This window comes from Pseudomonas sp. TWI923 (assembly GCF_039673365.1).
Taxonomy (GTDB): Bacteria; Pseudomonadota; Gammaproteobacteria; order Pseudomonadales; family Pseudomonadaceae; genus Aquipseudomonas; species Aquipseudomonas sichuanensis.
This window is the reverse complement of record NZ_JBDJLM010000034.1, coordinates 32,985-53,918: the sequence shown is the minus strand read 5'-3', so window position 1 is coordinate 53,918 and position 20,934 is coordinate 32,985. Positions and strand designations below refer to the sequence as shown.

At 62.4% G+C, this 20,934-nt stretch carries 18 protein-coding genes and 1 pseudogene; 5 read left to right on the top strand and 14 right to left on the bottom strand.

The window, feature by feature from the left end; all coding sequences use genetic code 11:
- Window positions 1-76: 76 nt before the first annotated feature.
- Both ABE459_RS14920 and hrpA read right to left on the bottom strand, forming a co-directional pair.
- The gene (locus ABE459_RS14920; RefSeq protein WP_323828514.1) at window positions 77-1,198 is read right to left on the bottom strand and encodes a beta-ketoacyl-ACP synthase III; all 1,122 of its coding nucleotides are present in this window, start codon (window positions 1,196-1,198) and stop codon (window positions 77-79) included.
- A gap of 217 nt (window positions 1,199-1,415) precedes the next feature.
- Window positions 1,416-5,321 (bottom strand): ATP-dependent RNA helicase HrpA, encoded by a 3,906-nt coding sequence (gene hrpA / locus ABE459_RS14915; RefSeq protein WP_323828516.1) that lies wholly within the window; start codon window positions 5,319-5,321, stop codon window positions 1,416-1,418.
- A gap of 502 nt (window positions 5,322-5,823) precedes the next feature.
- Here hrpA and ABE459_RS14910 point away from each other — a divergent pair.
- Together ABE459_RS14910 and ABE459_RS14905 are read left to right on the top strand one after the other, a co-directional pair.
- On the top strand, window positions 5,824-7,188 hold the full coding sequence (locus ABE459_RS14910) for a glutamine synthetase family protein (protein ID WP_323828518.1): 1,365 nt from the start codon (window positions 5,824-5,826) through the stop codon (window positions 7,186-7,188).
- 26 nt (window positions 7,189-7,214) lie between these two features.
- Complete coding sequence (locus tag ABE459_RS14905; RefSeq protein WP_125465087.1) at window positions 7,215-8,522, top strand: FAD-binding oxidoreductase; 1,308 nt, start codon at window positions 7,215-7,217, stop codon at window positions 8,520-8,522.
- A 113-nt stretch (window positions 8,523-8,635) separates the two neighbouring features.
- On the opposite strand, the gene fadD1 is transcribed toward ABE459_RS14905, so the two are convergent.
- Together fadD1 and fadD2 are read right to left on the bottom strand one after the other, a co-directional pair.
- Complete coding sequence (gene fadD1 / locus ABE459_RS14900) at window positions 8,636-10,333, bottom strand: long-chain-fatty-acid--CoA ligase FadD1 (RefSeq protein ID WP_125859601.1); 1,698 nt, start codon at window positions 10,331-10,333, stop codon at window positions 8,636-8,638.
- Window positions 10,334-10,674: 341 nt separating this feature from the next.
- Window positions 10,675-12,363, bottom strand: coding sequence for a long-chain-fatty-acid--CoA ligase FadD2 (fadD2, locus tag ABE459_RS14895; RefSeq protein WP_258704901.1), 1,689 nt, complete (start codon window positions 12,361-12,363; stop codon window positions 10,675-10,677).
- Window positions 12,364-12,565: 202 nt separating this feature from the next.
- On the opposite strand from fadD2, the gene ABE459_RS14890 reads away from it, so the two are divergent.
- Window positions 12,566-13,510, top strand: a complete 945-nt coding sequence (locus ABE459_RS14890; protein ID WP_125465090.1) for an alpha/beta hydrolase — start codon at window positions 12,566-12,568, stop codon at window positions 13,508-13,510.
- 34 nt (window positions 13,511-13,544) lie between these two features.
- Window positions 13,545-14,015, top strand: coding sequence for a MaoC family dehydratase (locus ABE459_RS14885; RefSeq protein WP_125465091.1), 471 nt, complete (start codon window positions 13,545-13,547; stop codon window positions 14,013-14,015).
- Between the two features lie 223 nt (window positions 14,016-14,238).
- Here ABE459_RS14885 and ABE459_RS14880 read toward each other — a convergent pair whose 3' ends face one another.
- From ABE459_RS14880 to ABE459_RS14860, 5 genes are all read right to left on the bottom strand, one after another.
- A complete protein-coding gene (locus ABE459_RS14880) occupies window positions 14,239-15,477 on the bottom strand; it encodes an RNA polymerase sigma factor (RefSeq protein ID WP_323828520.1) in 1,239 nt (412 codons plus the stop codon).
- Window positions 15,477-15,962, bottom strand: coding sequence for an SRPBCC family protein (locus ABE459_RS14875; RefSeq protein WP_125465093.1), 486 nt, complete (start codon window positions 15,960-15,962; stop codon window positions 15,477-15,479). The genes ABE459_RS14880 and ABE459_RS14875 overlap by 1 nt, the downstream gene beginning before the upstream one ends.
- A gap of 15 nt (window positions 15,963-15,977) precedes the next feature.
- Window positions 15,978-16,322: a YciI family protein gene (locus ABE459_RS14870; RefSeq protein WP_323828522.1), complete on the bottom strand. Its 345-nt coding sequence runs from the start codon at window positions 16,320-16,322 to the stop codon at window positions 15,978-15,980.
- 42 nt (window positions 16,323-16,364) lie between these two features.
- A complete protein-coding gene (locus ABE459_RS14865) occupies window positions 16,365-16,790 on the bottom strand; it encodes a nuclear transport factor 2 family protein (RefSeq protein WP_258704903.1) in 426 nt (141 codons plus the stop codon).
- Between the two features lie 105 nt (window positions 16,791-16,895).
- Complete coding sequence (locus ABE459_RS14860) at window positions 16,896-17,369, bottom strand: GyrI-like domain-containing protein (RefSeq protein WP_323828524.1); 474 nt, start codon at window positions 17,367-17,369, stop codon at window positions 16,896-16,898.
- Window positions 17,370-17,460: 91 nt separating this feature from the next.
- On the opposite strand from ABE459_RS14860, the gene ABE459_RS14855 reads away from it, so the two are divergent.
- On the top strand, window positions 17,461-18,288 hold the full coding sequence (locus tag ABE459_RS14855; RefSeq protein WP_323828526.1) for an AraC family transcriptional regulator: 828 nt from the start codon (window positions 17,461-17,463) through the stop codon (window positions 18,286-18,288).
- Here the strand turns inward: ABE459_RS14855 and ABE459_RS14850 are convergent.
- The 5 genes and pseudogenes from ABE459_RS14850 to ABE459_RS14830 form a co-directional block, all read right to left on the bottom strand.
- Window positions 18,179-18,430, bottom strand: coding sequence for an RHS repeat-associated core domain-containing protein (locus tag ABE459_RS14850; RefSeq protein WP_346648052.1), 252 nt, complete (start codon window positions 18,428-18,430; stop codon window positions 18,179-18,181). The two genes, ABE459_RS14855 and ABE459_RS14850, sit on opposite strands and share 110 nt — an antisense overlap.
- Window positions 18,431-18,548: 118 nt before the next feature.
- The gene (locus ABE459_RS14845) at window positions 18,549-18,887 is read right to left on the bottom strand and encodes a hypothetical protein (protein ID WP_346648051.1); all 339 of its coding nucleotides are present in this window, start codon (window positions 18,885-18,887) and stop codon (window positions 18,549-18,551) included.
- Between the two features lie 126 nt (window positions 18,888-19,013).
- The gene (locus tag ABE459_RS14840; RefSeq protein WP_323828530.1) at window positions 19,014-19,394 is read right to left on the bottom strand and encodes a hypothetical protein; all 381 of its coding nucleotides are present in this window, start codon (window positions 19,392-19,394) and stop codon (window positions 19,014-19,016) included.
- A 5-nt stretch (window positions 19,395-19,399) separates the two neighbouring features.
- Window positions 19,400-20,167 (bottom strand): annotated as a pseudogene (locus tag ABE459_RS14835) (RHS repeat-associated core domain-containing protein); the annotation flags it as partial.
- 39 nt (window positions 20,168-20,206) lie between these two features.
- On the bottom strand, window positions 20,207-20,923 hold the full coding sequence (locus ABE459_RS14830) for a hypothetical protein (protein WP_346648050.1): 717 nt from the start codon (window positions 20,921-20,923) through the stop codon (window positions 20,207-20,209).
- Window positions 20,924-20,934: the final 11 nt, after the last annotated feature.

Below are 20,934 nucleotides of genomic sequence, written 5' to 3'. Positions count from 1 at the left end.
GGCTACCACAGGGGAAACATTTATCCTGTGGGAGCCGGCTTGCCGGCGATAGGGCCGATACAGGCGAACCCGCAGATCAGCGCTTGCGCAGAATCACGCTACCGATCGAATACCCCGCGCCAAACGAACTCAACACACCCAACGAGCCCGCAGCCAGGTCATCCTGGTACAGATGGAAGGCGATCACCGAGCCCGCCGAACTGGTGTTGGCATAACGGTCCAGAATCACCGGCGCCTCTTCCTCGGCCACCTCACGCCCCAACAGCTTCTTGACGATCAGGTGGTTCATGCTCAGGTTGGCCTGGTGCAGCCAGAAGCGCTTGACGTCGTTGGGCTGCAGATCGTTCTCTTCAAGGTGCTGGCCGACGATCTCGGCCACCTTCGGGCACACCTCACGGAACACCTTGCGGCCTTCCTGGATGAACAGTTTGTCCGCGGCGCCCTCGCCCTCCTCTGCCGCACGGTTGAGGAAACCGAAGTTGTTGCGGATGTTGTTGGAGAATTCGGTCCACAGCTTGCTGCTGACGATCTCGAACTGGTGCTTCGATGTGGCCTGGTCGGCACGCTCGATCAGCACGGCAGTGGCGGCGTCACCGAAGATGAAGTGGCTGTCACGGTCACGGAAGTTCAGGTGGCCGGTGCAGACCTCTGGGTTGACCATCAGCACCGCACGCGCCTGGCCCAGTTGCACGCTGTTGGCGGCGGTCTGGATGCCGAAGGTGGCCGAGGAACAGGCCACGTTCATGTCGAAGGCGAAGCCCTGGATGCCCAGCGCCTGCTGCACTTCGATGGCGATGGCCGGGTACGGGCGCTGCAGGTTGGAACAGGCGACGATCACGCCGTCGACATCGGCGGCAGTGCGACCGGCGCGCTCCAGTGCCTGGCGGGCGGCGGCCACGGCCATTTCGCAAAGCACCGAGGGTTCGTCGTTGCTGCGCTCAGCCAGGCGCGGCTTCATGCGCTGTGGGTCAAGGATGCCGGCCTTGTCCATCACGAAGCGGCTCTTGATGCCCGAGGCCTTCTCGATGAAGGCAGCATCGGACAGCGGCGCTGCCTCGATTTCGCCGCGCTCGATGGCCGCGGCGTTGTCCTGGTTGAACTGCTGCGACCAGGTGTTGAAGGATTCCACCAGTTCTTCGTTGGAAATGCTCTGGGCCGGGGTATACAGGCCGGTGCCGCTGATCACGACGTTGTGCACGGTCGTTCCTCTGGTCAAAGGCCATCGCCATGCGGCGCAGGCCGGGAAAAGGGCAACATAATGGCACCTTGGTACCAATTTACAGACGAGGGCTGCGCCCTCGTTCGCGGGTAAATCCACTCCCACAGCGACTGCATTACCCTGTGGGAGCGGGTTTACCCGCGAACGGCCGCACAGCGGCCGCAAATTCCAGCAAGTTTGCCACAAGTTGCAACGGTTAGGCTTCCACCTGACTCCACTGCTTGCTCAGTCGCTTGTCGGAAACCGGTACTTTCGTTCCCAACTGCTGGGCGAACAACGACACCCGGTACTCCTCCAGCAGCCAGCGGTACATCAGCAACTGCTCGTCACGCTTGCCCTCCTGGGCATGCTTGTCGGCACGGGCCTTGTACTGGGCCCAGCAATTGGCCAGTTCGCCACTCCACACCCGATCCTTCTGCACCTGCGACCCCAGCTTCTCCAGGCGCAGTTCCACCGCCTTGAGATAACGCGGCAACTCCTTGAACCAGACACCCGGCGTCTCACGCACGAACCCCGGATAGACCAGGTTGGCCAGTTGCTGCTTGATGTCGTTCAGCGCCACTGCCTGGCTCAGGTCGATCTTGCCCTTGAAGCGCTTCTGCAGGCCATGCCACAGCTTCAGCACCTCAAGGGTCAGGCGCGCCAGGCGTTCGGCATGCTCGGTCCAGCTGCCGCGCTTGCGCTCGGCCAGTGACGCCAGGCCGGCACCGTCGCGGGGCAAAGGGTCTTCGCCTTCGAGGATGCAACTGTCGAGGCTGGCCAGCAGGATGTCCTCGACCAACGCCTCGACCCGCCCCAGCTCGCGGTACAGCAAGCCCAGTTCAGTCAGCCCCGGCAGCTTGCCGCGCAGGAACTTGGCCGGCTCGGCCAGCTGCTGCAGCAACAGGCGCTGCAGTGCGCGGCGGTGCTGGAACTCGGCTTCGGCCTGGGTGGAGAAACGCCCCTCGCGCACGGTGCCGTTGTCCTCGACCAGCGCCGGGTAGACGGTCATCGACAGCCCGGCGATCTTCTGCTGGGCGGTCTGCGCCACCTGGGTGAAGGCCTTGGCCTGCACCGGCTGCTCGGCCTTCTCGTTGCGCGGCAGAGCCAGCGCCGCCTGGCTGGCGGCGGCGAAGCGCGCGGTCAGCTCGGCCAGGTCACGGCCCTCACCGAGGAACTTGCCCGCGGCGTCGACCACTTCGATGTTCATGCGCAGGTGGCCTTCCACCAGCCCGGCGGCTTCCGCCCAGGCTTCATCGGACACCCGTGCCCCCGTCATGCGCAGCAGTTCCTGCCCCAGGGCCTGCGGCAGGCCGCCCTGGCCGAAGGTCATGCGCGACAGCGCCGCCTTGACGAAGTCCGGCACCGGCACGAAGTTCTTGCGCAAGGCCTTGGGCAGGTTGCGCACCAGGGCAATGCACTTGGCCTCCAGCAGCCCCGGCACCAGCCATTCCAGGCGTTCGCCCGGCAGGTTCGGCAGCAGCGGCGCCGGCACCCGCACGGTGACACCATCGCGCGGGTGGTTGGGCTCGAAGTGATAGCTCAGCGATAGGCGCAGGTCGCCCACCTGCAGGTGGTCCGGGTACTGCGCGGCGGTCACCTCGCTGGCCTCGCGGGCCAGCACATCTTCCTCGCGCATGATCAGCAGGTTGGCATCCTTCTGGCTGGTCATCCGGTACCAGGCGTCGAAGGTCGCGGTCTGGTGAATCTCTTGCGGCAGGCGCGCCTCGTAGAAGGCGTACAGCGTCTCTTCATCGGCAAGGATGTCGCGCCGGCGTGCCTTGGCTTCCAACTCGTCGAGCTGCTCGAGCAGGCGTTTGTTGGCCGCCAGGCACTTGGCCCGCGACTGGATCTCGCCGCCGACCAGCCCCTCGCGGATGAACAGCTCCCGTGACGTGACCGGGTCGATCGGGCCGAAATGCACCGGCCGGCGGCCGACCACGATCAGCCCGTACAGGGTGATCTGCTCGTAAGCCACCACCTGCCCGCGCTTCTTCTCCCAATGGGGCTCGAAGTGGTTCTTCTTGATCAGGTGGGTGGCCAGCGGTTCGATCCAGTCCGGCTCGATCTTGGCCACCATGCGCGCGTACAGCTTGGTGGTTTCCACCAGTTCGGCGGCCATCACCCACTGCGGGCGTTTGCGGCCGATGCCGGACGAGGGATGAATCCAGAAGCGGCGCTGACGCGCGCCCTGATAGTCGCCCTCTTCGGCCTTGTGGCCGATCTGGCTGAGCAGGCCGCTGAGGATCGCCTTGTGCATGCGCGGGTAATCGCACGGGTCTTTGTTCACCGTAAGCTGCAGGTCGCGGCAGATCAGCGCCAGTTGACGATGGGCATCGCGCCACTCGCGCAAACGCAGGTAGTTGAGGAAGTTCTTCCGGCACCAGTTACGCAGCGGGTTGGCGGTCAGCGCCTGGCGTTGTTCCTCGAAACCGCGCCACAGATTGACCAGGGCGGCGAAGTCGGAGTCGACGTCCTTCCACTGGGCATGGGCCTGGTCGGCCGCCTGCTGGCGCTCCGGCGGGCGCTCGCGCGGGTCCTGCACCGACAACGCACTGGCAACGATCAACACCTCTTGCAGGCTGCCCAGGCGTGCGCCTTCGAGCAGCATGCGGCCCAGCCGTGGGTCGATCGGCAGGCGCGCCAGTTGGCGGCCCAGCGGCGTGAGCTGGTTCTCGCGGTTGACCGCCGACAGCTCCTGCAGCAGGTTGAAACCGTCGCTGATGGCCTTGCCATCCGGCGGCTCGATGAACGGGAAGGCGTCGATGGCCCCCAGGCGCAGGTGCAGCATCTGCAGGATCACCGCCGCCAGGTTGGTACGCAGGATCTCCGGGTCGGTGAACGCCGGCCGGCCGTTGAAGTCCTCTTCGCTGTACAGGCGGATGCAGATACCGGGCTCGACCCGGCCGCAGCGGCCTTTACGCTGGTTGGCGCTGGCCTGGGACACCGCCTCGATGGGCAGGCGCTGGACCTTGGCGCGGTAGCTGTAGCGGCTGATGCGCGCGGTGCCGCTGTCGATGACATAGCGGATGCCCGGCACCGTCAGCGAGGTTTCGGCGACGTTGGTCGCCAACACTACGCGGCGGCCGCTGTGGGACTGGAAGATCCGCTGTTGCTCGGCCGGCGACAGGCGCGCATACAGCGGCAGGATCTCGGTATGGCGCAGTTGCGCCTTGCGCAGGATCTCGGCGGCATCACGGATCTCGCGCTCGCCGGGCAGGAACACCAGCACATCGCCCGGGCCCTTGCCCTGGCTGCGTTCGTGCTGGGCAATCTCGTCGAGGGTGGCGAGGATCGCCTGGTCGACCGAGAGGTCGTCCTCGATCTGGTTGCCCTCCTCGTCCTGCTCGCTGGTCAACGGGCGATACCAGGTATCCACCGGGTACGTGCGCCCGGAAACCTCAATGATCGGCGCGCCGTCGAAGTGCTTGGAGAAGCGCTCCAGGTCGATGGTCGCCGAGGTGATGATCAGCTTCAGCTCCGGGCGACGGTGCAGCAGGGTCTTGAGGTAGCCCAGCAGGAAATCGATGTTCAGGCTGCGCTCGTGGGCCTCGTCGACGATGATGGTGTCGTAGCGCTCGAGGAAGCGGTCGTGCTGGGTCTCGGCCAGCAGGATGCCGTCGGTCATCAGTTTGACCAAGGTGTTGGAGTCGCTCTGGTCCTCGAAACGCACCTGGTAACCGACCAGCGCGCCCAGCGGCGTGCCGAGTTCTTCGGCGACCCGCGCCGCCACGCTGCGCGCGGCGATCCGCCGGGGCTGGGTGTGGGCGATCAGGCCATGGCTGCCGCGCCCCAGCTCCAGGCAGATTTTCGGCAACTGGGTGGTCTTGCCCGAACCGGTCTCGCCGGCGATCACCAGCACCTGGTGTTCGGCCAGGGCCTTCTTGATCTCGTCACGCTTGGCCGCAATCGGCAGGCTGTCGTCGTAACGGATGCTCGGCACGCTCTGCTGGCGCGCGGTGACCTGGGCAAAGGAGGCCTGGACCTTCTCCACCCACTGCGCAAGCTTGGCCTCGTCTGGGCGCTTGCGCAGCTCATGCAGTTGCCGCCGCAGGCGATGGCGGTCGGCGATCATGGCGTGGTCGAGGTTGTTCAGCAGTTGGTCGATGGCGTGGTCTGTCATGGGGCTTTTTAATGATGCAGCGGGCGCTGCTTATTCATGATCGGCATTCGAAGGGGCGGGATTGTCGCAGATTTGCCGGTTTTTTGCTGGCAGTAGCGGCCCTATCGCGGGGCAAGCCCGCTCCCACAACAAATCGAAAACCCCGTGGGAGCGGGCTTGCCCCGCGATCAATGTTTAGCCAAATACAAACTGAACGTCGCCATTCACTGCTTTAATCAACCTTACGCGCCATGTGAGTATCCAAGGCATGCTCCCCGACCCGCTCATCGCCCGCCCGCTGCCTCGCCCTTCGCTGCCGAAGGCCAGGGCCCGTGCCGGCGAGAATCCACTGGTGCATGTCATCCTCGCCTTCTGGGCCCTGTGGCACTGCCGCCACGCGCGCCCACCAGATACGTCGCTCGCCACTCACTGACCCGTTGCGGCATCACGCCGACCTTTTCAGTACGACCGACCGAACCATTACGGCGGTCCTGTGCGCCCATGGGCGCGAGCGAATTCCACCATGCACTTTGCACCCGCAGAGCAAGCCAGGCGCTTCCTGGCCGACAACCCCGATATCGACCTGATCGAACTGTTCATCCTCGACGCCAACGGCGTGCCACGCGGCAAGCTGCTGCATCGCGATGAACTGCTGGCGGTGTTCGAAACCGGCCGCCCGCTGCCGAGCACCATCCTCGGCCTTACCCTCAACGGCGACGACGTGGAAAACTCCGGCCTGGTCTGGGATGTCGGCGACATCGACTGCCGCGCCTACCCGCTGGAAGGCAGCCTGGTGCGCCTGCCCTGGCGCCGGGTGCCGACCGCGGCGGTGCAGGTCAGCATGCACCCCAGCGAAGGCATGCCAGCCAGCATCGCCGACCCGCGTCACGTACTGCTGCGCACCATCGATGCGCTCAAGGCCGACGGTTACTACCCGGTGATGGCCTGCGAGCTGGAGTTCTACCTGCTCGACCAGAAGCCTGACGCCCAGGGCCGCCCGCAACCGGCGCTGGACAACGATGGCGGCCGACCGCGCACGACACAGGTCTATGGCCTGCGCGAACTGGAACAGATCGAACCCTTCCTCGCCGACCTCTATGCCGCCTGCAAGGCCCAGGGCATCCCGGCACGCACGGCAATCTCCGAATACGCCCCGGGCCAGGTCGAAATCACCCTGGAACATGGCGATGCGCTGGAGGCGATGGATCAGGCCGTGCGCTATAAACGCCTGGTCAAAGGCGTCGCCCACGCCCACGACATGCAGGCCTGCTTCATGGCCAAGCCGTTCGCCCAGCTGGCCGGCACCGGCATGCACATGCACCTGAGCCTGGCCGATGCCGACGGCAACAACCTGTTCGCCAGCGAGGACAAGGCCGGCACCCCGCTGCTGCGCCAGGCGGTCGCCGGCATGCTGCGCCACCTGCGCGAATCGCTGCTGCTGTTCTGCCCCAACGCCAACTCGTACCGCCGCTTCCAGGCCAACAGCTATGCGCCGCTGGCGCCGACCTGGGGCGTAGACAACCGCACCGTCAGCCTGCGTGTGCCGGGCGGGCCGGCCAACAGCCGGCATGTGGAGCACCGCATCTGTGGCGCCGACGCCAACCCCTACCTGGCCGCCGCGGCGATTCTGGCCGCCAGCCACCAAGGCATTCGTGAGCAGCTCGACCCGGGCGCACCGGTGCAAGGCAACGGCTATGCCCAGGCCACCGAGCACCTGCCCACCGACTGGCTCACCACCCTTGATGCCCTGGAACGTTCGGCGTGGGCCCGGGAAGCCTTCGGCGAGGCCTTCCTGGGTGTGTACCTGAAGGTCAAGCGCGCCGAATACCGCCAGTTCATGGCCGAAGTGGGCGAGCAGGACTGGCGCTGGTACCTGCACCAGGCCTGACAGACGAATTACAACAAGGAACACTCATGAACGCAGCAGTGAACAAGGGGCCGGCCCAGCGCGCGCCGTCCTACTACAGCGCCACCCTCAACGACCACAGCGAATACCCCACCCTCAAGGGCACGGTGCAGGTCGACGTGGCGATCATCGGCGGCGGTTTCACCGGCGTGGCCACCGCAGTGGAACTGGCCGAACGCGGCCTGAAGGTCGCCATCGTCGAGACCAACCGCATCGGCTGGGGCGCCAGCGGGCGTAACGGCGGGCAGGTGACCGGCAGCCTGTCGGGCGACGAGGCCATGCGCACGCAGATGCGTGAACGGCTCGGTGCCGAGGTGGATGACTTCATCTGGCACCTGCGCTGGCGCGGGCACCAGATCATCGAGCAGCGGGTCGAACGCTATGGCATCGCCTGCGACCTCAAGCGCGGCCACCTGCATGCGGCGATGAAACCCTCGCACCTGAACGAACTGCGCGCCTTCGAGGCCGAGGCCCAGCGCCGCGGCATGGGCGACCAGGTGCAATTGCTCGACCGCGCCGCCATGGCCGAGCACCTGCAAAGCCCGCTGTACATCGGCGCGCTGAAGAACCGCCGCAACCTGCACCTGCACCCGCTCAACCTGTGCCTGGGCGAGGCCCGCGCGGCCCACAGCCTGGGCGCACTGATCTTCGAAAACTCCGAGGTCCTGGACATCATCCACGGCCCGCGCCCGGCAGTGGTCACCGCCCACGGCCGGATCGAAGCGCGGCAGGTGATGCTGGCCGGCGATGTCTACCACAAGCTGGAAAAGCGCCAGCTCAAGGGCAAGATTTTCCCGGCCATGGGCGGCATCGTCACCACCGCGCCACTAGGCGAGCTGGCCGCGCAGATCAACCCTCAGGACCTGGCGGTGTACGACTGCCGCTTCGTCCTCGACTACTACCGCCTGACCGCCGACAAGCGCCTGCTGTTCGGCGGTGGCGCCAACTATTCCGGGCGTGATTCGCGGGATATCGAGGCCGAACTGCGCCCGTGCATCGAACGCACCTTCCCGGCGCTCAAGGGCGTGCCGATCGAGTTCCAGTGGAGCTGCGCCATGGGCATCGTGGTCAACCGCATCCCGCAGTTGGGCAAGCTGTCGGACAACGTGTGGTACTGCCAGGGTTATTCCGGGCATGGCATCGCCACCAGCCACATCATGGGCGAGATCATGGCCGAGGCATTGACCGGGACGCTGGAGAAATTCGACACCTTTGCGGCGTGCAAGCACATCAAGGTGCCGATGGGGGACCTGCTGGGGAATCCGCTGTTGGCGGCGGGGATGTGGTACTACCAGATGCTTGAAAAGCTGCGCTGATTTTCACTGGCCCATTCGCGGGTAAACCCGCTCCCACAGGTTCATCGCCGCCTCTGAAAACGGCGCGACTCCTGTGGGAGCGGGTTTACCCGCGAATAAGCCGGTGAAGGCTATCAGGCGATCTTCTTCAGGCCCTGCTTCTTCAGCTCTTCATCACGCAGTTCGCGGCGCAGGATCTTGCCGACGTTGGTGGTCGGCAGTGCATCGCGGAACTCGATGTAGCGCGGCACCTTGTAGCCGGTGACGTTGGCGCGCATGTGCTCCAACACCTGCTCCTTGGTGACGGTCATGCCCGGCTTGACCACGATGAACACCTTGATCACCTCGCCGGATTTTTCGTCCGGCACGCCGATCGCGGCGCACTGCAACACACCCGGCAAGGCGGCGAGCACGTCTTCGAGCTCGTTGGGGTACACGTTGAAACCCGAGACCAGGATCATGTCCTTCTTGCGGTCGACGATGCGCATGTAGCCGTCCGGCTGGATCACGGCGATGTCGCCGGTCTTCAGCCAGCCATTGCTGTCGAGGATCTCGGCGGTGGCCTCCTCACGCTGCCAGTAGCCCTTCATCACCTGCGGGCCCTTGATGCACAGTTCGCCTACTTCGCCCAGCGGCAGTTCCTGACCGTTGTCGTCGATGACCTTGCACAGGGTCGAGGGTACCGGGATGCCGATGGTGCCGACCTGGTTGGCCTCGGACGGGTTGACCGTCGCCACCGGGCTGGTCTCGGTCATGCCGTAACCTTCACAGATGGCGCAGCCGGTCACCGTCCTCCAGCGCTCGGCCACGCTCTGCTGCAGCGCCATGCCACCGGACAAGGTGATCTTCAGCCCCGAGAAATCCAGGTTGCGGAAGGTTTCGTTGTTGCACAGGGCGACGAACAGGGTGTTCAGGCCGACGAAGCCGCTGAACTTCCACTTGCCCAGCTCCTTGACCATGGCCGGCAGGTCGCGCGGGTTGCTGATGAGTATGTTGTGGTTACCGATCAGCATCATGGCCATGCAATGGAAGGTGAAGGCGTAGATGTGGTACAGCGGCAGCGGGGTGATGAGGATCTCGCAGCCTTCGTGCAGGTTCGAGCCCATCAGCGCGCGGCACTGCAGCATGTTGGCGACCAGGTTGCGGTGGGTGAGCATCGCGCCCTTGGCCACGCCGGTGGTGCCGCCGGTGTACTGCAGCACGGCCACATCGTTGGCCTGCGGGTTGGCCTCGGTCACCGCGCCGCCCTTGCCCAGGGCCAGCGCATCGTTGAAGCGCACGGCATTGGGCAGGTTGTAGGCCGGCACCATTTTCTTCACGTACTTGATGACGCTGTTGACCAGCAAGCGCTTGAGCGGTGGCAACAGGTCGGCCACTTCGGTGACAATGACGTGCTTGACCTGGGTCTTCGGCACGACCTTCTCGGCCAGGTGCGCCATGTTGGCCAGGCACACCAGCGCCTTGGCGCCGGAATCGTTGAACTGGTGCTCCAGCTCCCGCGCGGTGTACAGCGGGTTGGTGTTGACCACGATCAGCCCGGCACGCATGGCGCCGAACACGGCGACAGGGTATTGCAGGACGTTGGGCAACTGGACGGCAATGCGATCGCCCGGCTTCAGGTCGGTATGCTGCTGCAGCCAGGCGGCAAAAGCGCCGGACAGCGCATACAGTTCGCCGTAGGTGATGGTCTTGCCCAGGTTGCTAAAGGCAGGTTTGTCGGCAAAGCGTTGGCAGGATTGCTTGAGAACCGCCTGGATATTGGGGAATTCGTCAGGATTGATGTCCGCCGTGACCCCGGCTGGGTACTTATCCTTCCAAAAATGTTCGATCATGGAAGCCCGCTCCTTCAGCAACAGCGAATTCGGTACGCGTCGATGCGCTTATTATTGATATGCGAAGCCGGCTCATTGCAAACCGGATCCTGGGAAAGCGCGCCGAGAGTAACAGCTTTACCAGGGGTCGCCTAGAGGCCGAAACGGGCCTCTCGGTCACAAAAATGACTCAAAGAAATGTACAGGTCATTTTTAGAGTATTTATCCAAAGTGTCGCAATATCGGCTGAAAATGCCGAAATAGAGCCATTACTGCTGTGGGAGCGGGTTCACCCGCGAACTTGGCAGTGGCCCCGCCTACGCTTTCGCGGGTAAACCCGCTCCCACAGGACCTGCAAAGCCTCAGGCGATATCGCGCAGCTCCCGACGCAAGATCTTGCCCACCGGTGTCATCGGCAACGAATCACGCAGCACGATGTGCTTGGGCACCTTGTAGCCGGTGAAGTTGGCCTTGCAGTAAGCCTTGAGCTCGTCAACGCTCAGCCCCCCCGCGCGCGGCACCACGAACAGCTTGACCGCCTCGCCGGATCGTTCGTCCGGTACACCGATGGCCGCACAGCTGGCCACCTGCGGGTGGTTCATCACTACGTCCTCGATTTCGTTGGGGTACACGTTGAAACCCGAGACGATGATCATGTCCTTCTTGCGGTCGACGATACGGGTGAAGCCGTCCGGGTCGATGATCGCAATGTCGCCGGTCTTGAACCAGCCTTCGGCATCCAGCGCCTGGGCCGTGGCTTCCGGTTGCTGCCAGTAGCCCTTCATCACCTGCGGCCCCTTGATGCACAGCTCGCCACGCTCACCCAGCGGCTGCTCGTTACCCTCGTCGTCTATCACCTTGAATGCCGTGCCGACCACCGGGATGCCCACGGTCCCCAACCGCGCCAGTTGGCCGTAAGGGTTGGTACTGGCCACCGGGGAGGTCTCGGTCAGGCCGTAGCCTTCAACGATGCGGCAGCCGGTCAGGGCTTCCCAACGCTCGGCGGTGGCCTTGACCAGTGCCGTACCGCCGGAGTTGGTGACCTTGAGTGCGGAAAAATCCAGGGATTTGAAGCCGGGGTGGTCCATCAAGGCGACGAACAGTGTGTTCAGCCCCAGCAGCGCCGAGAACCGCCACTTGCCCAGTTCCTTGATGAAGCCCGAGATATCGCGGGGGTTGGTGATCAGCACGTTGTGGTTGCCGGTGACCATCATGCACATGCAGTTCGCGGTGAACGCATAGATGTGATACAGCGGCAGCGGCGCGATCATCACCTCCTGGCCTTCCTTGATCAACGGCTGGCCGTCGGGGCCGTGCTGGGCGAAGCAAGCCAATACCTGCAGCATGTTGGCCACCAGGTTGCCGTGGCTGAGCATCGCGCCCTTGGCCAGGCCGGTAGTGCCGCCGGTGTACTGCAGCACGGCGATATCTTCGTGCACTTGCGGCACCGGTTTGTGGGTCAGCCCACGCCCCAGGCGCAACACCTGCTTGAACGACACGGCCTGGGGCAACTGGTAGGCGGGCACCATCTTCTTCAGTTTGTCGACCACGGTATTGATCAACCAGCCCTTGGCGGTAGGCAGCAGATCGCCCATCTTCGCCTCGATCAGATACTCGATGCCGGTGTCGGGCAACACCTCCTGCACGCGGCTGCCGAACATGTTCAGGTAGACCAGCGCGCGGGCCCCGGAGTCCTTGAACTGGTGGCGCATCTCGCGTGCGGTGTACAGCGGGTTGGTGTTGACCACCACCAGCCCGGCACGCAGGGCGCCGAACACGGCGATGGGGTACTGCAGCACGTTGGGCATCTGCACCGCGATGCGGTCGCCCGGTACCAGGTCGGTATGCTGCTGCAGCCAGGCGGCGAAGGCCGCGGAGTGGCGTTCGAGCTCGGCATAGCTGAGCGTCACGCCCAGGTTGCTGAATGCCGGGCGGTCGGCGAAGCGCTTGCAGGAGCGTTCGAAGACATCGACGACGGACGCATAGGCCGTCAAATCCAGTGTGGAAGGCACGCCCGCCGGGCGCTTGTCATTCCAGAAATCGGCTTGCATTTATTGTTGTTCCTCTGCCGGGACCTTCCCTGACCTTGATGCCAGGTGGCAAAAAGGCGTTCTGCCGACGTTAGCAGTTCGGCCCAAGGTGGCAAATACGCCAAGTGCTGCCATTAACATTGTGAATCTTATTTATGCCCTTCCTGCAATTGTGGCCTTTGCGCATACACTGTTCCTCGAACTCCGTGCGCAAGGACCCGCCATGCCCCATGACGCCTTCTGGCTGCCCGCCAGCGAGCATTGCAGCCTGTACGTGCACCAATGGCTGCCGGCCACGCCGGTCAAGGCCGTGGTGTTGCTGGCCCACGGCATGGCCGAGCATGCCGGGCGCTACCAACGCCTGGGGCATGCCCTGAATGACGCCGGTTACGCCCTGTTCGCGCCAGACCTGCGTGGCCACGGGCGTACCGCCGAACTGGGTCACCTCGGCCTGTTCGCCAGCCACAATGGCTGGAATGCCGTGGTCAACGACCTGGGCTTGCTGGCCCAGCACATCGGCCAGCTGTTTCCCGGCACACCGCTGTTCCTGTTCGGCCACAGCATGGGCAGCTATATCGCCCAGGCCTACCTGCTGCACCACAGCGCCAGCCTGCAGGGGGCGATCCTCAGCGGTTCGAACTTCCAGCCTGCAGCGCTCTACCGCAGCGCGCGCCTGATCGCTCGGCTCGAAGCCTGGCGCCAGGGGCCGCTGGGCAAGAGCGCGCTGATCGACTGGCTGTCGTTCGGTGCGTTCAACAAGGCGTTCAAGCCCAACCGAACTGCCTTCGACTGGCTCAGCCGCGACCCGGACGAGGTGGACAAGTACATCGCCGACCCGCTGTGCGGCTTTCGCTGCAGCAACCAACTGTGGCTCGACCTGCTGCAGGGCCTGGCGCAGATCAGCCAGGCCAAGCACCTCGCGCAGATCGATCCGAACCTGCCAGTGCTGGTAATTGGCGGTGAATGTGATCCGGTGAGTGCCGGCAAGCGTCTCACGGTTCTGGCCGACGCCCTGCGCGCGACCGGCAACCGCCACGTGCAGTTGCGCGTCTATCCTGGCGCACGGCACGAAGTGCTCAACGAAACCCATCGCGACGAGGTCTGCGCCGATATCATCGGCTGGCTGGAACAGGCGCTGGCCCTTGGCCGCCCTGTCCGCAGTGAATGATAGGCAGCCTCGCCCGCCCCACAAGGAAGCCCCGATGACCCAGGTCAGCAACACGCCTTACGAAGCCCTCGAAGTCGGCCAGAAAGCTGAGTACCAGAAGTCCGTGGAAGAACGCGACATCCAGCTGTTCGCCGCGATGTCCGGTGACCACAACCCGGTGCACCTCGACGCCGAGTTCGCCGCCAAGAGCATGTTCCGCGAACGCATCGCCCACGGCATGTTCAGCGGTGCGCTGATCAGCGCCGCGGTGGCCTGCACCCTGCCCGGCCCCGGCACCATCTACCTGGGTCAGCAGATGAGCTTCCAGAAGCCGGTAAAGATCGGCGACACCCTGACCGTGCGCCTGGAAGTGCTCGAGAAGCTGCCCAAATTCAAGGTGCGCATCGCCACCAACGTGTACAACCAGAACGACGAGCTGGTGGTCGCCGGTGAGGCCGAGATCCTGGCGCCGCGCAAGCTGCAGACCGTCGAACTGGTGAGCCCGCCGAATTTCGTCGCCAGCTGATCACGGTTTTTTGGGGGCCTTGCAGGCCCCTTTCGCTGGCAAGCCAGCTCCCACATGGATCGTGCCACGCTCATGTGAGAGCAACTGTCTTTGTAGGAGCAACTGTCTTACTCAACTGCTAAAGCTCGCGCGATCCCTGTGGGAGCCGGCTTGCCGGCGATGAGGCCAGTGCGAGTGACACCAGGCAGTTGCCCCACAGAGCACGGGCTTGCGAGGGTTGTGCCTAGCCCAGCTCGCGCAGGCGTCGCTCGATATGCCGCCGTTCCGGCCCCTGCCGAGTCAGCGCCAGTGCCTGCTGCCAGGCACTGCGAGCCTGTTCGATGTTGCCCAACTGCCGATGCAGCTCGGCCCGCGCGGCATGGGCCAGGTGGTAATCACCCAGCTCGCCCCGCCCAAGTATGGCCTCAACGGCCTGCAGTCCCACCTGCGCACCATCCCGACGGGCCAGCGCCGCCGCATGGTTCAGCTCGACCACCGGTGACGGCCAATGCCGTTGCAGCACCTCATACAACCCGACCACCTCATCCCAGTCCGTGGCTTCGGCACTGGGCGCTTCGGCATGCACGGCAGCAATCGCCGCCTGCAGGCTGTAGGGCCCGAACGCCCGGCTACGCAGCGCCTGCTGCACCAACTGGCAACCTTCCTCGATCTGCGCCCGATCCCACAGGCTGCGGTCCTGCTCATCGAGCACCACCAGTTCGCCTTCGGCATCGCTGCGCGCTCGTTGCCGCGAGGCCTGCAGCAACATCAACGCCAGCAGGCCGAGCACTTCGGCATCTGGCAGCAACTGCCCAACCAGACGGCCCAGGCGAATAGCCTCATCGGTCAACGCCTGGGTCACCACGTCTTCACCCGTCGAAGCCGAATAGCCTTCGTTGAACACCAGGTAGATTACCCGCAACACACTTTCCAGACGCTCGGGCAACTCGTTCAGGGCGGGCACCTGGTAGGGGATCCTGGCATCACGGATCTTCGCCTTGGCGCGCACAATACGCTGGGCGATGGTCGTCGGGCTCTGCAGGAAGGCACGGGCAATCTGCTCGGTGGTGAGGTCGCACACCTCGCGCAGGGTCAGCGCCACCTGGGCATCGAAGGCCAGGGACGGGTGGCAGCAGGTGAAGATCAGACGCAGACGATCGTCGGCCAGCAGCTCTTCATCGCCGGGGTCGTGCGCCTCGCCTTCGAGCAGCATGATCAGCTCGGCCTGGGAACGGTCGAAACGAGCACGTCGGCGCAAGGCGTCGATAGCCTTGAAACGCCCGGTCGAAACCAGCCAGGCCCGCGGATTGTCGGGGATGCCGTCGCGCTGCCAACGCTCGACGGCAATGAAGAAGGCATCGTGCATGGCCTCCTCGGCCAGGTCGAAATCCCCCAGCAAGCGGATCAGGGTAGCCAGGATACGCCGCGAGTCGCGGCGATAGACCGCCTCGACCTCCTCGCGTACCTGCGCCGGCGCTTGCATCAGTCCGGCATCCGCTGGGTCACTACCTCCACCAGGCGGTCCAGGCTTTCTCCCCAGCCCTGATGAAAGCCCATTTCTTCATGGGCGAGGCAGTCGGCGGCATTCCAGTGCCAGGCACGCGCGGTATAGCGGGTCTTGCCATGCTCTTCGTCGAAGGTGACCACGGCGGTCATGAAGGCCTTCTCCGACGGCACCCATCCTGGGCGGAAGGCGTCGGTGAAGACCAGCCGGTGCGGTGGGTGGATTTCCAGGAACACGCCCTGATGCGGGTATTCGCTGCCGTCAGGCGCACGCATCAAGGTGCGGAACAGCCCGCCCGCCCACAGTTGCATCTCGCATTCGGGGGTGGTCATGCCGTGCGGCCCCCACCACTGCATCAGCCATTGGGGTTCGGTCCAGGCCCGGAACACCTTGGCCGGCGGGGCATCGATCAGGCGGCTGATGGACAGCTCGTGCGGGGCCTGTAGCGGTTGCGCCAGTGTCATGCTGGTTGTTCTCCTTCAGGGTTGCAGTTCGCGTACGGGCCGCACTTCAACACTGCCAACCCGTGCTGCCGGGATGCCCTTGGCGATGTTCAGCGCCTCGTTGAGGTCGCGGGCATCGACCAGGTAGAAGCCCGCCAGCTGCTCCTTGGTTTCGGCGAACGGGCCGTCGGTGAGGCTCATGTGCCCCCCGCGCACGCGTACCGTGGTGGCCGTCTGCACCGGCTTGAGCGCCTCGGCGGCGAGCATGCGCCCGGAGCCCTGGATGGACTGGGCGTAGGCCATGCATTCGGCGTCTTCGGGGCTGTCGGGCAGGCTGTGCAACAGCCCTTCATCACAGTAGACCAGGCACAGGTATTTCATGATCGTCTCCAGCGTGAGGTGGCGATGGGCGGTCGACAGGCTTCAGGGCTTGAGGTCGAACAGGGCTTTTTGCGTTTCCATGTCGAAAGGTGCCGACCAGTGCTCATGGATGACCTGCCATTGGCCCGCCTGGCGCCGGTACGCCACCGTGACCCGCATGAAGCCGCACTGGCTTTCATCGTCGGAAGGCCCGCAGCGGTTGAGCCAGTGGGCCAGGCCCAGGTCGCCGTCGGCATGCACGGTCAGTTGCGCCACTTCGAATACCATGGGGCCGGTGCAAAAACCCATGCACATTTCCCAGTGCGCGCGGTAGGCGGCCTTGCCCTTGAACTGCAGGGCCTGGATCGCATCGAAGGCGAGGATGTCGTCGGCATAGGGCGCGACGATCCTGTCGACATCGCGATCACGCACGGCCTGGATCCAGTGCTCGATCAGTTGGCGGATTTCATGTTCGGCTGCGCTGTTCATCGATGTTTCCTCCGGACGTTGGGGCGACGGCGTTGATATTGCGTTCACCTTTGGTCGAACGGGGATCGGGCAAATCGACAGCGCCAGGGAGAATTTCCCATCGCCTCAGCGGCGCTCGAGCGGAATCCAGATTTCCATGACGGCCTGTGGGTCGGCAGGGTCGAACCCGGCCGGGTAACGCTCGAACACCGCGGCATTGGCCGAGCGCTCGCCGGAGGCAGGCAGCCACTGCTGGAAAATGCCGTCGAAGGTCGCCTTGATACCCTGCAGGCTGCCGTGGTGTTCGAACACTGCGTAATGCTGCGGCGAGAGCTTCAGGTGAGTGAAGCCGGCGGGCAACCCGGCAGCCGCAGCGACCTCGACGCCGGCCAGATAGTCGAAGCCACCCTGGCCGTCGGGGTTGTAGCACACACCATAACTGTCATGGCCATGGGCGCCGGGCACATGCCCGATATGCGGCCCGAAGCGCTGCCACAGGCGCGGCAGCCCACTGAGATCGGCCATGCTGAAACGCTCGGCGAAGCCAACGAGGGTCAGCGCCCGGCCATCTTCGTAGCGAACGGGGATCGGGTTCATCATCATAGGTCTCGCTGAATTGACTTGGGGGCCATTGCATCGGGCCATGCTGGTTCGATAGCGTAGCCCAGATCCGCCACAGGGAAACGCCCCCATGCCGTTGACCAGCCACCCCCTGCTCGCCTGCGCACAGCTGGAGTTGTCGTGGGTGCACGCGCAGGGCAGCGCCAGTTTTGCTCGCCATACCCACGACGAATACGTGCTGGGTGCCAATTTGCGAGGTGCCGAACAGATATGGCTGGACGGTCGCGAGCTGGCTGTACCCGCCCGCCGCGTAACCTTGTACAACCCATTGGCCGTGCAGGCTTCGACCTTCGGCCCCGACGGCGTGGAATACATCAGCCTGCACCTGGCCACCGACACCCTGCGCCAGGTGATCGGTGACAACAATCTGCGCTCGACCGACCAGCCCCCGGCGTTCGAGCAGGGCATCCTCGAGCACCCCGGCCTGTTTACAGCCCTGCTCGACCTGGCCCGGGCCGACGCTGGCGAGCGCGAGCAGGCATTGCTGTTGCTGGTGGCGCAATTGCTCGAACAACCCACGGCCACGCCCGGCGAGCAGTCGGTCGCTGTCAGTCGCAGCCTGGCCGCGATGAACGCGAGCCTCGACAGCCGCCTGGAGCTTGAGCAACTGGCGGAGCTGGCCGGGCTCAGCAAATACCACTACGCGCGCTGCTTCAAGAAAGCCACCGGCCTTGGGCCGCTGCAGTACCACATGCAACTGCGCCTGATCGAAGCGCGCCGCCGCCTGCGCGCAGGCCAGCACCCGCAGGACGTGGCGCTCGACCTGGGCTTTTATGACCAGAGCCATTTCATCGGTGCCTTCCGACGCGTGCACGGGGTAACCCCGCAGCACTACGCAACCCGTTACAAGGGGGGCGCGGCCGGGATGACGGGTTCACACCATACAAATACCCATTAACCCCACCCGCCAGTCCAATCGGATCCGGCGTCAGGTACCGCCCTGTCTGCGGGTTGTAATAGCGGTGTCGGTTGTAATGCAGCCCGGTTTCTTCATCGTAGTACTGCCCCTGGAAACGCAGGGGATTGTCGGCCTGGTCCACGTCCAGCCGCAGCACGTGGCCGTATATTGCCAATTTTCACGTTCACACACGCCCCTTCACACAGAGTTATCCAAACACAAAAAACTGCCAATTAGCCATAATCACCGCACAGACAAACCTAACGATCACACTTATTCATCACCTCCTCTTTATCCTTACTCACATTCACCTCGCACCAATCAAAAATCATTCCTGCACCCTCAGACATTTTATATACAGCAGACCCCCCTATAAACTCGAACGCCATTCCATTTTCAAAATCAACTAGGTATGCCGGCATATTATCCAAATCTTCATCTCTATGAACGAACACACCAGACATCTCAATACCGACACCCTCAAACTGCAACAAGCAATCAAGCAAAACATCAAGATAGCTCTCTACATATTTTGCCCCCGAATCTCGAAAACCCATTAAGCACGCACTAACAATTTCAGCAGAACCAAATGCAGCCATAAAGCCACCTTGACCAGATCATCAACCCATTAAAAGCCCCTTAATAACATTCTATTTCAGCTCACACCCTCTCACTCGATAGCACTAAGCCTTATCTAGCCGCCTTGCACAGCACAACAACCACTCTCACTTACGCTTCCCCAAGCCACTTTCACCATAAACTGACACCAATTTATTACACGCCTCCAGAACAACTTCCCTATCACGATAAACTTTCCTCTCACACCAATCACGTATAATTTCCGCCCCCTCCGGCATAGTACATACGAAGCTCTTACCCATAAATTCAAAAGCCATACAACCTTCTCGACCAACCAAGTACGATGGAATCATTTGAAAATCCTCATCACACTCCAAGTACACACCAGATTCTTCTACGGCAATACCCTCATAGACCAATAGCTTTCCAAGCATTACACCTATATAGCTATCTGCGTAGCTACTGGAACACTCTCTAAACCCCACCAAGCAATCCCACGCAACAGACTTATCATCTTCCAATTTCATTTCTTCTACCTCATGAATGGATGAAAATTCACCACCACTCCAGAATCGTCTTTATAAACCCTAAACTTTATACCACGGGAAACTGAGCTATAAACCTTCTCACCATTCTTTACTGATTTTTGATAACCTGACACTGCAGCCTCGAGCCCTGCCGCATAAATTTCGTCAGTAGACAAAACACGAGGATCATAAACTGTCTTAGGGTTGCCGAATTCTTTAACCCCCACAACCTCCAACGCCGAATTAAGCTTGTCACGCCCATAAGTAATCTCAAAAATTCCAGGTGGCCCAGCCTTTTCCGACAAAACATGCAGCCCCATCTCATCCACCACCTTCATAAACTCTTCCCTATCATGCGCCCCTTTCACCCCCTGCTTTACAGTGTAACCATCAAATTTTGACAAATGATCTTTTATTCCCCCACTGATAGAGACCCCTTTATAACTACAGGTCTCTGGACAGACTGCCTCCAACCCCAACGGATCCACCCACCCCGTTGGATTCACACCATACAAATACCCATTGACCCCACCCGCCAATCCAATCGGATCCGGCGTTAGATACCGCCCTGTCTGTGGGTTGTAATAACGGTGCCGGTTGTAATGCAGCCCGGTTTCTTCATCGTAGTACTGCCCCTGGAACCGCAGGGGGTTGTCGACGTGGTCCACGTCCAGCCGCAGCACGTGGCCGTAGGCGCGGTAGCGCGCCGACCAGCGGATGCGGCCATTGACGGCGGTCAGCTCCTGGGGAGTGCCAAGGTGGTCGAGGTGGTAGAAATCCGCTCCATATTGGATTACTTAGCTCACAGCCTTTTAAACACAAACTCTAGCATTATCATACTCCTTGTAGAGCGCCACCAACTTATCACACGCAGCCATTACCACTGACCTTTCAGAGCCAACCTCTTCAGAACCGAAATTTTTCCCACACCAATCACGAATATAACAAGCCCCCACAGACATGGAACAGACAACGTACCCCCCCATAAACTCAAACGACATTTGAGCCCCATTAGAATTTAGGTAACCCGGGATATTGTCTGGATCCTCATCGCATTCCAGATACACTCCCGACATACCTACCCCCAACCCATCGAAGTTCAAAAGACCCTCCAGCAAGACCCCAATATGGCTATCCACATGTAAACTGGAGCAAAGATGAAAATCCAATAAGCAGTTTTTCGGAACATCACTACACACAAGATTAGTCATGCCGCCATAAAGCCCCACCAGCTTTCTACAGAGACAAACCACTGACTCCCTTTCAAAAACCACATTTTTATCACACCACTCCTCTATATACTTCGCACCCTCAAGCATGGAGCAAACAACATACTCTCCCATATATTCAAACGACATACAAAACCCATCAGCATCCAAATAGTCTGGAATACTGCGCGGGTCGCTATCACACCCTAGGAAGACCCCCGACATTTCTGTACCAATGCCTTCAAGGCTTAACAGCCGCTCAAGCAGAACACCAATAAAACTTTCACGCTCCAAACTTTTACACAAATTGAAATCAAGCATACAAGCCCCCA